This is a genomic window from Vibrio sp. 10N.222.52.C12 (genome assembly GCF_041474215.1).
GTDB lineage: Bacteria > Pseudomonadota > Gammaproteobacteria > Enterobacterales > Vibrionaceae > Vibrio > Vibrio crassostreae_C.
Window position 1 is genome coordinate 51,665 of record NZ_JBFRTR010000025.1, and the last position, 13,193, is coordinate 64,857.

11 protein-coding genes are annotated in these 13,193 nt (G+C 46.4%); 7 read left to right on the forward strand and 4 right to left on the reverse strand.

Features of this window, described 5'->3' with window-relative positions:
- Positions 1 to 75: 75 nt before the first annotated feature.
- Complete coding sequence (locus AB4623_RS05250; RefSeq protein ID WP_372055648.1) at positions 76 to 2,508, forward strand: response regulator; 2,433 nt, start codon at positions 76 to 78, stop codon at positions 2,506 to 2,508.
- Between the two features lie 151 nt (positions 2,509 to 2,659).
- On the opposite strand, the gene AB4623_RS05255 is transcribed toward AB4623_RS05250, so the two are convergent.
- Positions 2,660 to 3,412: an SDR family NAD(P)-dependent oxidoreductase gene (locus AB4623_RS05255; RefSeq protein WP_017061222.1), complete on the reverse strand. Its 753-nt coding sequence runs from the start codon at positions 3,410 to 3,412 to the stop codon at positions 2,660 to 2,662.
- Positions 3,413 to 3,424: 12 nt separating this feature from the next.
- Complete coding sequence (locus AB4623_RS05260) at positions 3,425 to 4,120, reverse strand: sulfite exporter TauE/SafE family protein (RefSeq protein ID WP_017061223.1); 696 nt, start codon at positions 4,118 to 4,120, stop codon at positions 3,425 to 3,427.
- Positions 4,121 to 4,482: 362 nt separating this feature from the next.
- Between AB4623_RS05260 and AB4623_RS05265 the strand changes: the two genes are divergently transcribed.
- Positions 4,483 to 5,799: an aspartate aminotransferase family protein gene (locus tag AB4623_RS05265; RefSeq protein WP_136977786.1), complete on the forward strand. Its 1,317-nt coding sequence runs from the start codon at positions 4,483 to 4,485 to the stop codon at positions 5,797 to 5,799.
- A 167-nt stretch (positions 5,800 to 5,966) separates the two neighbouring features.
- On the opposite strand, the gene AB4623_RS05270 is transcribed toward AB4623_RS05265, so the two are convergent.
- Positions 5,967 to 7,481: a PLP-dependent aminotransferase family protein gene (locus AB4623_RS05270; protein ID WP_017066354.1), complete on the reverse strand. Its 1,515-nt coding sequence runs from the start codon at positions 7,479 to 7,481 to the stop codon at positions 5,967 to 5,969.
- Between the two features lie 239 nt (positions 7,482 to 7,720).
- On the opposite strand from AB4623_RS05270, the gene AB4623_RS05275 reads away from it, so the two are divergent.
- The 4 genes from AB4623_RS05275 to AB4623_RS05290 all read left to right on the forward strand — a co-directional run bounded on the left by AB4623_RS05275 (position 7,721) and on the right by AB4623_RS05290 (position 10,988).
- Complete coding sequence (locus tag AB4623_RS05275) at positions 7,721 to 8,587, forward strand: transporter substrate-binding domain-containing protein (protein ID WP_065584482.1); 867 nt, start codon at positions 7,721 to 7,723, stop codon at positions 8,585 to 8,587.
- 131 nt (positions 8,588 to 8,718) lie between these two features.
- On the forward strand, positions 8,719 to 9,360 hold the full coding sequence (locus tag AB4623_RS05280) for an amino acid ABC transporter permease (RefSeq protein WP_017066356.1): 642 nt from the start codon (positions 8,719 to 8,721) through the stop codon (positions 9,358 to 9,360).
- A 115-nt stretch (positions 9,361 to 9,475) separates the two neighbouring features.
- Complete coding sequence (locus AB4623_RS05285) at positions 9,476 to 10,141, forward strand: amino acid ABC transporter permease (protein ID WP_017071256.1); 666 nt, start codon at positions 9,476 to 9,478, stop codon at positions 10,139 to 10,141.
- The gene (locus tag AB4623_RS05290) at positions 10,134 to 10,988 is read left to right on the forward strand and encodes an amino acid ABC transporter ATP-binding protein (protein WP_017065130.1); all 855 of its coding nucleotides are present in this window, start codon (positions 10,134 to 10,136) and stop codon (positions 10,986 to 10,988) included. Before AB4623_RS05285 ends, AB4623_RS05290 begins: the two co-directional genes overlap by 8 nt.
- A gap of 103 nt (positions 10,989 to 11,091) precedes the next feature.
- Here the strand turns inward: AB4623_RS05290 and AB4623_RS05295 are convergent, their stop codons facing one another.
- Positions 11,092 to 11,820, reverse strand: a complete 729-nt coding sequence (locus tag AB4623_RS05295) for a UTRA domain-containing protein (protein WP_372145884.1) — start codon at positions 11,818 to 11,820, stop codon at positions 11,092 to 11,094.
- 211 nt (positions 11,821 to 12,031) lie between these two features.
- Here AB4623_RS05295 and AB4623_RS05300 point away from each other — a divergent pair, with 211 nt between their 5' ends.
- Positions 12,032 to 13,135, forward strand: coding sequence for an ABC transporter substrate-binding protein (locus AB4623_RS05300; RefSeq protein ID WP_372145886.1), 1,104 nt, complete (start codon positions 12,032 to 12,034; stop codon positions 13,133 to 13,135).
- The last annotated feature ends 58 nt before the right edge of the window (positions 13,136 to 13,193 follow it).

Genomic DNA, 13,193 nt, shown 5'->3' on the forward strand with positions numbered 1-13,193 from the left:
TATTTGATGAATGACTACTATTATACTAGTTGAGTAATTGTAGTTTGCTAGGATAACAATAATGGTAATTTGTGTATGGTGACAAAAGGAAAACGCTACGTTGGACTCTCCCGACAGTTGATCGGGATGATAATAGCGATCAGTACCTTATTCACAGTTATAGTGACAGGTCTCGGGTTGTATGTAGAGTACCAAAGTCGAGTTTCTTTTATCAGCTCTCAGATCGAGCAGGTCAAGGCTGGCTACCTTTCTGGTTTAACGGCAAGTTTGTGGGTTGAAGATCGAGAGCAATTGTTTGTGCAAGCCGAAGGCATCTCTCGCCTCCCTTCGGTCAGTTACCTTCTTATCGAAAGTCCCGATGAAAAAATTCTAGAGTTAGGTCAAAAGACCGAAGGCCAATCTTATTCTCAGTCTTGGGAAATGGTGCACCAGATGGGCGGCACAGACTTCCCGTTGGCGACGCTCACGGTGCAATCAGACTTGAGCATGATCCTAGATGACTTTGAAGAACGAGTGTTATTGTTGCTCGCCTTCGAAGCCGTTAAAATCTTCTTGTTGTCTCTCGTATGTTTAACCATCGTCTATCGTCTTGTCGTAAAACGTTTGATGACTATGTCTTCCCAAATCAACCAACAACAGGTCGAAGACAACAAACCGCGCTTTATAACGCCAACTCACTCTACTTACAAAGATGAGATATCGACTCTAGAGAGTAGCTATAACCGATCGGTAGAACGTATTCGTCAACAATATCAAGAGCTGGAAAAAGCCAAAGACGTTGCTGAGGTGGCCAACCGCAATAAAAGTGAATTTCTTGCCAATATGAGTCACGAAATCCGTACACCAATGAATGGGATTATCGGGTTGTCGTCTTTGCTCTCTGAAATGGATATGCCGAAAGAGCAAAAAGAGTACATCAACATGCTCAACACCTCTTCGCTTACGTTGCTCGACTTAATCAACGACATTCTCGATTACTCGAAGATCGAAGCGGGGCGACTAGAGCTTCAGCAAGAGCCGATGAAAATGATGGGCATTGCGGCCGACGTTGAATCAACCTTTCGAGTGAAAGCCGAACAGAAAGGGCTTCGATTCCAATTAGCGATCGACCCTAAGATCCCAACCATGGTGATTGGCGACGGTACACAACTAAGACAAGTCCTAAATAACTTAGTAGGTAACGCGATTAAATTTACCGAGCATGGCCACGTCACGCTCTCGCTTCGTTTGGAAGAGGTGGTTGAGCCTGAGCAAAAACTCAGAGTGAGGTTCGAGGTTGTCGACAGCGGTATCGGTATTGCAGAAGACAAACAGAAATCGGTGTTCGATAAGTTTCAACAAGCCGACGGCAGTACCACACGTATTTATGGAGGCACAGGGCTTGGTCTAACAATATGCGAGAAGATAGTGACATTGATGGGCAGCAAGCTTGAACTCACCAGTGTTGAAGGTAAAGGCAGTACCTTCTATTTTACGGCTGACTTTGACCCGTGTTTAGAAGCCGATGAAAGCAATATCGATTTCAATAAGGTTTCGGTTCTGCTTGTGGATGATAGCCAGCTGAACATGCGTATAACGTCTACACAGCTTCAATCCTTTGGCGTTAAGTCTGAGTGCTGTGAAACGGCAAACCAAGCGTTAGAGTTGGTTTCAGAGTCTGTGGCTAAGTCATCACCTTATGATCTCGTTCTGATAGACAAAGTAATGCCGTCCGTTGATGGCTTTCAACTGGCGAGAAGCTTAGTTGAACGCTTTGGTAGCGAGTGTCCCAAGTTAGTGATGATCTCTGCTGACCCTAGAAAGCAAGATGAAGCTCGTGCTAAACAAGTCGGTTTTGTTGCCTACATTGCGCGTCCTTACCAAGATAATCAGCTTAAATGGACCATCAGTGAGGTACTCGCGAGAGCGGCTGATACTTCAGTCTTTACCTATCCGAACAGAGGAGAGGTTGCGTTTAAAGACAATGAACCTGTGCCGTTAAGTAAACCTGCAGCGGTTGTTAAAGATGCTCCCATTGTCTCTGTAAACGCCACACCAGCCGATAAACAAGCTCCAATTCAAGCAGAGTCAAAACCTGTCGCAGTTGCCGGAGAATTTAGTGGTACAGTTTTAGTTGTTGAAGACTCGCGAGTAAACCAACAAGTCGCCAAGATGATGCTCAAGAAGCTTGGCTTTGAGGTTGATATTGCCGACAACGGTGAAATTGGTGTCGAGAAATTCAAAGCCAACGAATACGAGATGATTTTTATGGATTGTCAGATGCCGGTTCTCGATGGCTTCGAAGCGACCAAGCAGATCCGAGCGCTCGAAGAAGGGGCTGCAAAGCATATTCCAATCATTGCGCTGACGGCCAACGTCGTGCAGCGAGACAAGCATTTGTGCTTCGATGTAGGCATGGATGAGTTTTTACCTAAACCGGTTAACCAAGGCAAACTGAGAGAGATCGTAGCGAGTTTCTTGTCGAAAGAGACGGAATCAAACAAAGAACATGAGCAGCAAATTGTTTAGTTGAGTATCTCTAATCTTACTTTCATTAAAAGAGTAATGAGGCGAATTAGACATAGTCTTTTATGCCGTTGGTTATATTTGAAGTATCGTGTGAAAGAAATGATAAAGGTGGCCTGAAAAGACCACCTTTTTTGTATGTGTCGGTTTGAACTTAATCTCTATCGATTGCGAACGCAGACCATGCTTGACGTGTCGGCATCACTTCGACTCGGTTAATGTTGATGTGATCTGGCAAGGTTGCGATATAAAACATCTGCTCGGCAATATCCTCTGCTGACAACGGTGTAGTGCCTTGGTAAAGGTTGTCTGAAGCCGTCTGGTTACCTTTAGTTCTTACAAGAGTAAATTCCGTTTCTGCAATACCAGGGGAGAGGTCAGTCACTCGTACCCCTGTGCCTTGTAAGTCACAACGTAGGTTGTAACTGAACTGCTTTACGAACGCTTTGCTGGCACCATACACATGGCTTCCTGGGTAAGGCCACTGTCCGGCGATTGACCCAACATTGATGATTGAGCTTCCTGCGCCTTTTTTAATTAACGTAGGCAACAGCGCATGAGTAACATTAACCAAGCCTGTGACATTGGTATCGATCATAGTATGCCAGTCTTTCAAGTCCACATCAGGCGCGCCTTCTGGTGCCAAAGCTAACCCAGCATTATTGACCAATGCGGTAATCGATGAAAATTCAGCGGGTAATGAATCAATGGCTTGTTTTACGGCGTCTGCGTCTCGAACGTCGAGTTGAATTACATGCACAGGCACCGTTAATTCTTCCTTTAGGTCGAGTAGCCTTTCGATTCGACGACCAGACAGCACTAACGACCAGTTATCTTCTGCGAAACGTTTTGCTGCCGCTTTGCCGAAACCAGAGGTTGCCCCTGTAATGAACGCTATCTTATCCATAAATACATCCTTCTAATTTGAAATTAACATAAGTAGTGCCATGCCGATCAAAATCGGCGCGGTCGTTGTTTTTGCAGACAAGTTCGGTACTGATAGATACAGTTTTTGCCCCAGTACATTGCCAATCAAAGCTGCCGGTAATAGCCATAAACCTGTGATGAACGATTCTTGGTTAAATGCGCCAATCCATATGAAGCCGATCAGTGAAATCGCTGAACTCAGCAGAAAAAACACAATCGCGGTGGCTCTCTGTTCACTGGTTTTAATGGTCAGGTTCATCAAATACGTCACTAATGGCGGACCTCCTGAAGAAGCGGTGGTCATGCTAAACCCCGAAATGGCTCCCGCCCAAAACGCGTGTCGTTGGTGCAACCAAGTGAGGCGTAAGTCCAAAATAATCAGCGTGCCAGCGACCAAAGACATCATCGCGATAAAGGCCTTCAAGCCTGATTCCGATATCGTGCTAATGAAATACAGCGAAAAAGGCACCGCAACCAACATGCCAATACACAGCGGCGCAATAAGCCGGATATTGATGGTGGTTTTACTTCGCTTGAGCAGAGGAAAGGCACTTAAAAAGTCCAACAAGATAGCGATGGTTACCGCTTGCAATGGTGGAACAATAAAGCTGAGGGAAAGCGCTACGATAATCGCAAACCCAAATCCTGAATAGCCTCGAACTACTCCTGCAAACAGAATCAATGTCATCGCTAATCCTAATTCCACTCTTGCTCACCTCTTTGCTTTTGATATTGCTGCTGCGTTAATTAGCGTTCGATGAGACCTGTCTCGTCTGCCTTTCAATCTATTCACACCTAAGAGTTTTGAATAGAGCCAGATCGACGATTGGATTGGGTCAGGCTGTTTGTTGGATCGGGGATGAGACTTGGGCTGATGTACTGGCCCAATGTTTTGTTGAAACTGACACTATGACCTCCGCCCTGTTTGGGATGAAGATTATTCCATCCGATAGCGCAGCCTTTTCAATGTCGTGTTTTGTGTCTTTCATTCTCGAAGACGAGCCAAGCACGAGCGGCTGTGAATCTAGTGTTGTTAATGGAGACGATGAAATGGAAGTATCAACAGAACAGCTTGTGAACCAAGATATTATCGACCTCGACAAGAGCGTATTTCATTCTTGGTCGATTCAAGAAGCAGCGGAGCCTATCGCCATTGCGGGTGGGCAAGGATGCAAAATGTGGGACTACGAAGGTAAAGAATACCTTGATTTTAGTAGCCAACTGGTTAACACCAACATTGGTCATCAGCATCCACAAGTGATCAAAGCGATTAAAGATCAGGCTGATTCATTAGTGACCGTTGCCCCTGCGACCGCCAACCTCACTCGTGGTTTGGCGGCTAAGCGTATCTTGTCGAAAGCGCCAAGCTCGTTTAAGAAGGTGTTCTTTACCAATGCAGGGGCAGATGCCAACGAAAATGCGATTCGCATGGCGCGACAATTCACAGGGCGCGACAAGGTGCTATCTGCTTACCGTTCTTACCATGGCAATACAGGTACTGCTATTGCTGCGACGGGGGATTTTCGTCGAATTCCAAACGAGTATAGCCGTGGGCACGTTCACTTCTTCAATCCATTTCTCTATCGAAGCGAATTCAACGCGGCGACTGAGGCAGAAGAGAGTGAGCGTGCCCTGCAGCATTTAGAGCGAGTGATTGAATGCGAAGGACCAACGGCGATTGCGGCGATTATCCTAGAGACGATTCCGGGAACGGCTGGTTTTCTCATTCCGCCCAAAGATTACCTTATCGGCGTGCGTGAGCTGGCAACCAAACATGGCATTCAGTTGATATTCGATGAAGTCATGGTCGGCTTTGGCCGCACGGGTAAGTGGTTTGCGTTTGAGCACTTTAATGTAGTGCCGGATCTGATTACTTTCGCGAAAGGGGTGAACTCGGGTTATGTGCCGGCTGGTGGCGTGGTGGTCAGCGAACCGATCGTTGAGTACTTTAAGTCAAACTTCTTTATGGGCGGCTTAACGTACTCAGGTCACCCTTTGGCGATGGCTTCTATCGTTGCAACGCTCGATGTGATGGAGCAAGAGGGCATTGTCACACACGCTGATAACGTCGGTAACAGCGTTTTAGGGCCGCTTCTACTGAGCCTTCAAGAGTTGCACCCTATGATTGGTGATGTGCGCGGCAAAGGGATGTTCTGGGCTGTAGAGCTGGTGGAAGATCGTGAAAGTAAAACACCTTTGAGCAATGAAAAAATGGGGCAATTGAAAGCGCAATTGACCAAGCGAGGCCTGTTGACCTTCATTGTGAATAACCGCATTCACGTTGCGCCACCTTTGGTTATTCAGCCAAGCGATATAAAGAAAGGCGTTAAGATCATTGATGAAGTGTTGTTTGAACTCGCTTCTTAAGTCTCCAATAAGATAGCCAGCACAGCAACCAAGGCACTTTGACAAAGAATTCCCCGTTCTTTTCAACGTGCCAAACCTAACCTTCAGAAACGATAAAAGAGCATCGATTGATGCTCTTTTTACGTTCTTTCACTAAATCAGTCTGGTCAAACTGCTCTTAAGTGATGCTAGATCTTCATCACCTCTGACAGCTCTTTGATACCGGGTGCGATCAGATCTTTGTCGATGGCGTGAAAGCCCAATCGAAAATAGGAATTGGGGTCATATTCTGACAATGCTTCACAGCCCGATTCCGTTTCGGTATTCGTCATAAAGTGTGAATAGCCTGTCTCAATCAATATGCCCTTTTGGGCGGCTCGTGAAGCTAAACGCTGGCTATTGATGTGGCTGGGCGTTTGTAGCCACAGAGAGTTGGCCTGCTCGCTTTGAGCCAGTCGCTTGCAGTCAGGTAAGTACTTCAAGACAGCATCGTTGATCAGCTTCCAGCGCTGGCGAGTGTTTTCTCTAAAGCGCCTCACAAAGCTGTCGTAGTAGCCTTGTTCAATAAAGTGCGCTACTTCCATCTGAACACGGCTTGGCGCATGTCGGTACATCAAGCGACGCAGTATTCTAAGGTCGTAGATTAACTCTTCAGGTGCCACGATGTAGCCTAACCTCAAGCCGGGTGCCAGTAGCTTAGAGAAGCTGCTGACGTAGATGACTCTCCCTTCCTTGTCATTGGCTTTTAGCGCGGGTTTAGGATTCCACTCCACGTTGCACTCGGCGTCATAGTCATCTTCGATAATTACCGCGTCATTGGCTTTGGCCATTTCAAGTAACTGAGTTCGACGCTCATCACTCATGGTGACGCCGGTTGGAGCTTGATGGCTAGGCGTGACATAGAAGTGATCACACAGTGAAGAGTGCTCATTGAATCTCAATCCTTGTTCATCCACTTGATGCGGGTGTAACTGCGCGCCAGAGAGATTGAAGATGTGATTCGCTTCTTTGTAGCCGGGGTTCTCGACTCCGACTCGACTCTGATGGTTCATGAGCAAAGTCGAAATCAAATACAGCGCATTCTGCGAACCTAAGGTTATGAGGATCTCATCACTTTGGGCATGAATACCGCGCTGTGGGAGCACCCTTGTGCGTATCTGTTCGACCAGCATGTCGACGTCTTTATCGACCTTGTCGCAAAGCCAGCGGTGATCATGTGGGTCTGAGGTGACCTTTCTTGTCGCTTCTCGCCATTGAGCTAATGGGAAGTCATTGATAGAGGGTTGGCCAAAAATAAATGGGTATTGGTAACAACTCCAATGCGAGGGTTTGACGATGCGTGGGTATTGGCCCAATTGCAGCTTAACGCGTTTGCTCCAATCCGGTGCATTGTCGCTGTCGGCTGATTCAAAATGATCCAAACTCGCGTCGATAGTATCACTCGGGTTTTCATACTTTTCTGAAAGGTAATAACCACTGCGAGGCTTACTGATGAGGTAGCCATCGTCGAGCAAACTGTCGTACACCAACGAGACAGTATTGCGTGAAACACCCAATTGGCTAGACAGCTTACGACAAGACGGAAGCGCTTGTTCAGCCGGAAAAATACCATTCAATATCGCCGTCACCAAATAGCTACGTACTTGTTCTTGCAGGCTTCTTTTGGAATCAAACTCGATGAAACAATTGTGATTTATCGCCATGAGATACAGTCCTTATTCTCAGTGAACCTCAGTCCAATTTGTATAAAAGAGCAAGAAATGCGCCAGAGTTCATATTGATGTTTTAAGAGTGTGTTTTGCTCTCTCTCAACCCCGAAAATTACGTTGTCCCAAACTAGAAAATCGTTCTGTCCCAACCTGAAAATTAAATTGGCTCTACGTCTCCGATGCATTCCGTTCATAAAGTAAAGGCAGGCAAATAATCTCGATAAGGAAAGCGTATGAAACAGGGAATGACGATGAAGGCATGGGTTTCAACAGCGGCAGCGACAGTTGTACTGGGTTGTTTTGGAGTCGCACAAGCATCGGAGCTTGCAGCCATCGAAAAGCAAGGCTTCATGAAAGTGGCGACAGAAGACAACTACTCTCCATTCAACTATATCGACCGCGGTAAGCCTGCGGGGATTAACAAAGATTTGCTTGATGAGTTACGTGAATATTCGAAGTTCGATATCGAACAAGAGATCTTACCTTGGACAGGACTACTCGCTTCGGTATCTGCGGGTCAATATGATGTGGCGTTAACTGGCGCGATCATTACCGATGCTCGCTTGAAGGCCTTTGATTTCACTCCACCTATCGCTTCAGCGCAGCATTACTTCTTAACCAGAGCTGACGCGGAAGATATTAATACGGTAGCCGATTTAGATGGAAAAACAGTGGGCTTACAAGCGGGCAGTGCTTTGCTAGAAAGGCTTCCAGAGCTCGAAGTGATGCTCGAAGCACAAGGCAAATCTTTGGGTAAAGTGGTGCAGTATCAATCCTACCCAGAAGCGTATTCCGACTTGGCAATCGGCCGAATAGACTATGTGATCAACAGTGTGGTTTCAGTTAACGAGGTAGTGAAGTCGAAGTCAAAGGTATTCAAAAAAGGCGAAGCAGTCTCTGGCCCAGGTTTCGTTAGCTGGCCAGTTCCTAAAGATAATCCTGAGCTTTTGGCTTACCTAACGGAATTCTTCCTACACCTTGAGCAAACAGGAAAAATGGCAGAGTTGCAGAAGAAGTGGTTCGGTGAATCGTTCGACCAACTCCCTTCAGAAGCCATCACTTCGGTTGAGCAGTATCACAAGCTAACAGCCGTTCAATAGATGAATAAGCATGCGCCGACACAAACAGTTAGCGGCTGTTTGTGTCCATGCCAATGGGTTCAAAGCGGTTTAACCCATGAGTCTTTGGCGCACAATCTATCGAAAGAAGTCGCTGATCAAAGAGGTCGTTTATGGATTATTACGCTTGGGAACAGTTACTACAGGGCGCGTGGGCAACGGCATGGATATCGGCAGTATCGATTGTATTAGGTGTCGTCATCGGCCTAATGATTGCCTTAGTTAGAATGATGAAAATCCCGTTTGTGGATCAAATGTTGGGTATCTATGTCAGCTGGGCACGAGCAACGCCTTTGGTGACACTGGCTCTGTTTATTTTCCTTTCTTTTCCGTCATTTGGCATCAATTTAGATAAACACGTTTCTGCTATTTTAGCTCTCACACTCAATACATCGGCATTCAATGCAGAGATTTGGCGCAATGCCTTTCTTAACTTTTCAAAAGGACAAATGGAAGCGGCAGAAGCCATTGGTATGAGACGTATCACTTATTTTCGCCGCATCATGTTCCCGCAAATGGTGATCATGAGCCTACCAGCGCTAGTCAATGAGATGTCGTTCTTAATCAAAGGCAGCCCAGCGATTGCGGTGATCGGCATCGTCGACCTAACTCGTGTCACCAATCGAATCTCTGCGGTTACCTATGAACCACTTGGGCCGATTCTATGTGCCGGTGCCATTTACATGTTGATTATTGGCGTGTTGGTGAAGTTGCAAGCTGTGGCTGAAAACCGAGCCACTTATCTGCAGCAATAAGTGCATACATCTGTTTACAGTAGCAGCAACAGTTTGGCCGTCATCACTACTTGGTCAGCTACACCATTTACCTGCTTGTGAAGCGTCATTGAGTGGGTAAATTTAAGGAGTAAATATGGAAGAATGGAATATTATCTGGCAACAAAAAGAGCTGTTTGCTTCTGGTTTTGTGACCACGTTTTATCTTTTTGTTTCGTCTTCAATCTTGAGTTTCGTCATAGGCATTGGTTTGTTGTACTGTCTCGAAAACTCGAGACTCGGTGTTAAGTACACCATCAACAGTTTGATAGGCATGATGCGCACCTTACCGTTTCTGATTTTAGCCTATCTGCTCTATTACGGTTTGCCTCAGGTTGGCATTCGACTAGATGCAGTGACTGCGGGAATCATCGCACTCAGCCTCTATCATGGTACGTATTTCTGTGAGATTTTCCGAGGTGTTCGTAAGGGGTTAGAGCCTGGTTACATCGAAGCGGCGCACGCTTATGGCTTTTCTAAACTCAAAACCTTCACACGAGTCATCACACCCAACGTGTTGTGTAAGTCGGTTCCTCTGATCACTAACCAACTCATCATCTGCTTAAAAGACACTGCGTTTCTTAGCATCATCACCGTCGCAGAAATTACCGCGGCCGCCAACAGCATTCAATCGACCTACTTCATCCCATTGAATGCGTTCATCATTGCTATCGCGCTCTACTGGGTTGTGAGTATTGCACTTGAAAGCATCACCAAACGAATCCAAACCAAAGTTGAACTTAGAGGACTTAGCCATGCTTAAACAATCAGAGATTATTGAAACGGAAGCACCGATTAACCCTTCTTTGGGCGTGAATTTGGAAGTGATTGAGTGCGAGCCACTATTGGAAGAACGAGAGACGATCATCAAGGTTGAAAACCTGTCGAAACAGTTTGATGGCATCGAAGTACTGCGAGACATCAACCTCAACATCAACAAAGGCGATGTGGTGAGTATTCTCGGCTCGTCAGGTTCGGGGAAATCGACGCTACTGCGTTGCATGAACTGGTTAGAGCAGCCAGAGCGCGGCACGATTTTTATGGGTGATGAGCGTATTGGTATCAACTCTGAAACGGGTAAGCCACTCAAATACAAAGAGTTGGCGAAACTTCGAGAGCGTCTTGGAATGGTTTTCCAAAGCTTCAACTTATGGCCGCATCTCACCGTGTTGCAAAACGTCATGGAAGCGCTGGTTCATGTTAAGAAGATAGCGAAATCAGACGCCGAGGAGATGGCTCGTAAGCAACTCGACAAGGTTGGGATGTCACACAAACTAGAGAGTTACCCAAGCATGTTATCGGGTGGGCAAAAGCAACGTGTCGCGATTGCCAGAGCTCTCGCGATGGAACCGGATGTATTGCTGTTTGATGAGCCAACCTCCGCGCTCGACCCTGAATTGGTCGAAGAGGTGTTACTGGTAATGAAGAAGCTATCGCAAGAGGGTTACACCATGGTGGTGGTGACTCATGAGATGGAATTCGCGCGTCAGGTGTCGGATCAGGTGGTATTCCTTGAGAAGGGCATCTTGATTGAGAAATCCAACCCTGAGAAGTTCTTCACTAACCCAGATTCAACAAGGGTAAGGAAGTTCCTCAAGCTTGATTCATGAGCTAGATGATTCGCGCACCTTAATGTTTGATTGTTAAAAAACTCCGACTGAATCAGTCGGAGTTTTTGTATTTGTGTTGCTACCGCATTAAGAGGATGTGGTACTAGCCAATGCTATCAATGTGGATCACTACTGAGTCTGGTCGCCAGTATTCCAGTTCGCAGTCCATCAACTCGCCATCTTGCTTGTAGTTCACACGGCAGATCTTCAGCACCGGTTGACCCTCAGCCAAATTTAATGCCTTGGCGACATGCGCAGGGGCAGAGGTGGGTATCACATCAAAGCGCGATCGTTTGGTCTCGTAGCCGTATTTTTCTCGGTAGATGCCTGTCAGCGACATGGTGAGGTTTTCTGACAACACCTTCTCAAACAACGGCGCTTTTAAGACGTTTTCAACAAACAGCACCGCTCTGCCATCAATAAAGCGTAATCGCTCAATCACGTGTATCGGGGTTATCTGTTCTATTTCTAATGCTTTGGCGTAATCGCCTGTCGCCATCTCTGTGCGGGTGCTGAGCAACTTGGTTGCTGCAATACGATGTTGTTCGCGAATCATTTGATGAAAGTGAGAACGTGACAATGGGTTATAGCGAACACGTTCGGGTGACACATACCAGCCACGGCGCTCTTCTCTGTATATCAAACCTTCGGTTTCCAGAGACACCAACGCATCTTTGAGCGTGATTCGTGTGGTGGAAAACAGTTCGCTAAGGTTTCTTTCTGATGGCAGTTTTTGCCCTTCAATGAAGATACCTGATTGAAGCTGCTCTCGAATACTCGCCTTAATTCTTCCTAACTGTGTCCCTGATTGCCCGGTGCCCAATGTTCTCATTACTGATCTAGTCCATAAGTTCGTGTGCTTAATAAGGTAAACCATGGAGTTAACAGGAATGTGACAGTAAACAATGGCTTATTGTCATATGAGTGAAATATAACTGCCACGTAAATGCACTCGAACTGTCAAATAACTTACGGCAAACCGTCACATTCCGGCTATAGCATACAAAACGAACTTACTGACCTAGTCCAGAAGGATAGAGACAATGAAAACTTTGCTTAGCCGTTCAACTGTATCGCCAGCTAAATTAATCGGTTCACCTGCAAAATTAATCGGCGCAACGCTAATAACGGCAACACTTTCAATGCCAGCGATGGCGAAGGATGCTGATCTTAAGTCACTGATTGAAGCCGCTCAAAAAGAGGGTGCTGTTTACAGTGTGGGTATGCCAGACAGTTGGGCAAACTGGAAAGGCACATGGACTGACCTGAAAGCAAACTACGGTTTGAAGCATCAGGATACCGATATGAGCTCGGCTCAGGAGATCTCGAAATTTGAAGCAGAGAAGAAAAACGCAACCGCTGATATTGGTGATGTGGGGTTCGCATTCGCACGTGTGGCCGTGAAGAAAAACGTCACTCAGCCATACAAACCAACCACTTGGAATGACATTCCAGACTGGGCAAAAGACAAAGATGGTCATTGGGCTCTGGCTTACACTGGCACCATCTCTTTCATTTCCAACAACAACCTTGTTGAAGATGCGCCGAAAACTTGGAGTGACCTACTAGAAGGCGACTACAAAGTAACAGTCGGTGACGTAGGTGTAGCCGCGCAAGCAAACAACGCGATTCTAGCGGCAGCATTTGCTAATGGCGGTGACGAGTCGAACCTAAAACCAGCGATTAAATTCTTTGGTGAATTAGCGAAGCAAGGCCGTCTGTCTTACACAGATCCAAGCATCGCGAATCTTGAAAAAGGCGAAGTGGAAGTGGCAATCATGTGGGACTTCAACGCACTGAACTACCGCGACAAGATCGACCGTGAGCGCTTTACCGTCAGCATTCCACAAGATGGCTCAGTGATTTCTGGTTACACCACCATCATTAATAAATACGCACAAAACCCGAACGCGGCGAAGTTGGCTCGTGAATACATCTTCAGCGACCAAGGCCAAATCAACCTAGCAGAAGGTTACGCACGTCCAATCCGTAGCAACATTACGCTACCTCAATCAGTTCAAGACAAGCTGATCTCGAACGATGAATACAGCAATGTTCACCCAGTGACTGACTTCTCAGCATGGGAAAAATCAGCACGTCGCCTGCCACGTCAATGGCAAGAAAGCGTATTGATTCACCAGCAATAACCCCCGCTTAACACGCTGCCTGTAGTAGGTGGCTTATAGAAACAAGCAATAGAGAATA

Bases quoted from the DNA above. Each gene is read 5' to 3' on its own strand.
- AB4623_RS05250 (WP_372055648.1), top strand. From the start codon at position 76: ATGGTGACAAAAGGAAAACGCTACGTTGGACTCTCCCGACAGTTGATC.
- AB4623_RS05260 (WP_017061223.1), bottom strand. From the start codon at position 4,120: ATGACATTGATTCTGTTTGCAGGAGTAGTTCGAGGCTATTCAGGATTT.
- AB4623_RS05265 (WP_136977786.1), top strand. From the start codon at position 4,483: ATGGAAGTATCAACAGAACAGCTTGTGAACCAAGATATTATCGACCTC.
- AB4623_RS05285 (WP_017071256.1), top strand. From the start codon at position 9,476: ATGGAAGAATGGAATATTATCTGGCAACAAAAAGAGCTGTTTGCTTCT.
- AB4623_RS05280 (WP_017066356.1), top strand. From the start codon at position 8,719: ATGGATTATTACGCTTGGGAACAGTTACTACAGGGCGCGTGGGCAACG.
- AB4623_RS05275 (WP_065584482.1), top strand. From the start codon at position 7,721: ATGAAACAGGGAATGACGATGAAGGCATGGGTTTCAACAGCGGCAGCG.
- AB4623_RS05295 (WP_372145884.1), bottom strand. From the start codon at position 11,820: ATGAGAACATTGGGCACCGGGCAATCAGGGACACAGTTAGGAAGAATT.
- AB4623_RS05300 (WP_372145886.1), top strand. From the start codon at position 12,032: ATGAAAACTTTGCTTAGCCGTTCAACTGTATCGCCAGCTAAATTAATC.
- AB4623_RS05290 (WP_017065130.1), top strand. From the start codon at position 10,134: ATGCTTAAACAATCAGAGATTATTGAAACGGAAGCACCGATTAACCCT.
- AB4623_RS05270 (WP_017066354.1), bottom strand. From the start codon at position 7,481: ATGGCGATAAATCACAATTGTTTCATCGAGTTTGATTCCAAAAGAAGC.
- AB4623_RS05255 (WP_017061222.1), bottom strand. From the start codon at position 3,412: ATGGATAAGATAGCGTTCATTACAGGGGCAACCTCTGGTTTCGGCAAA.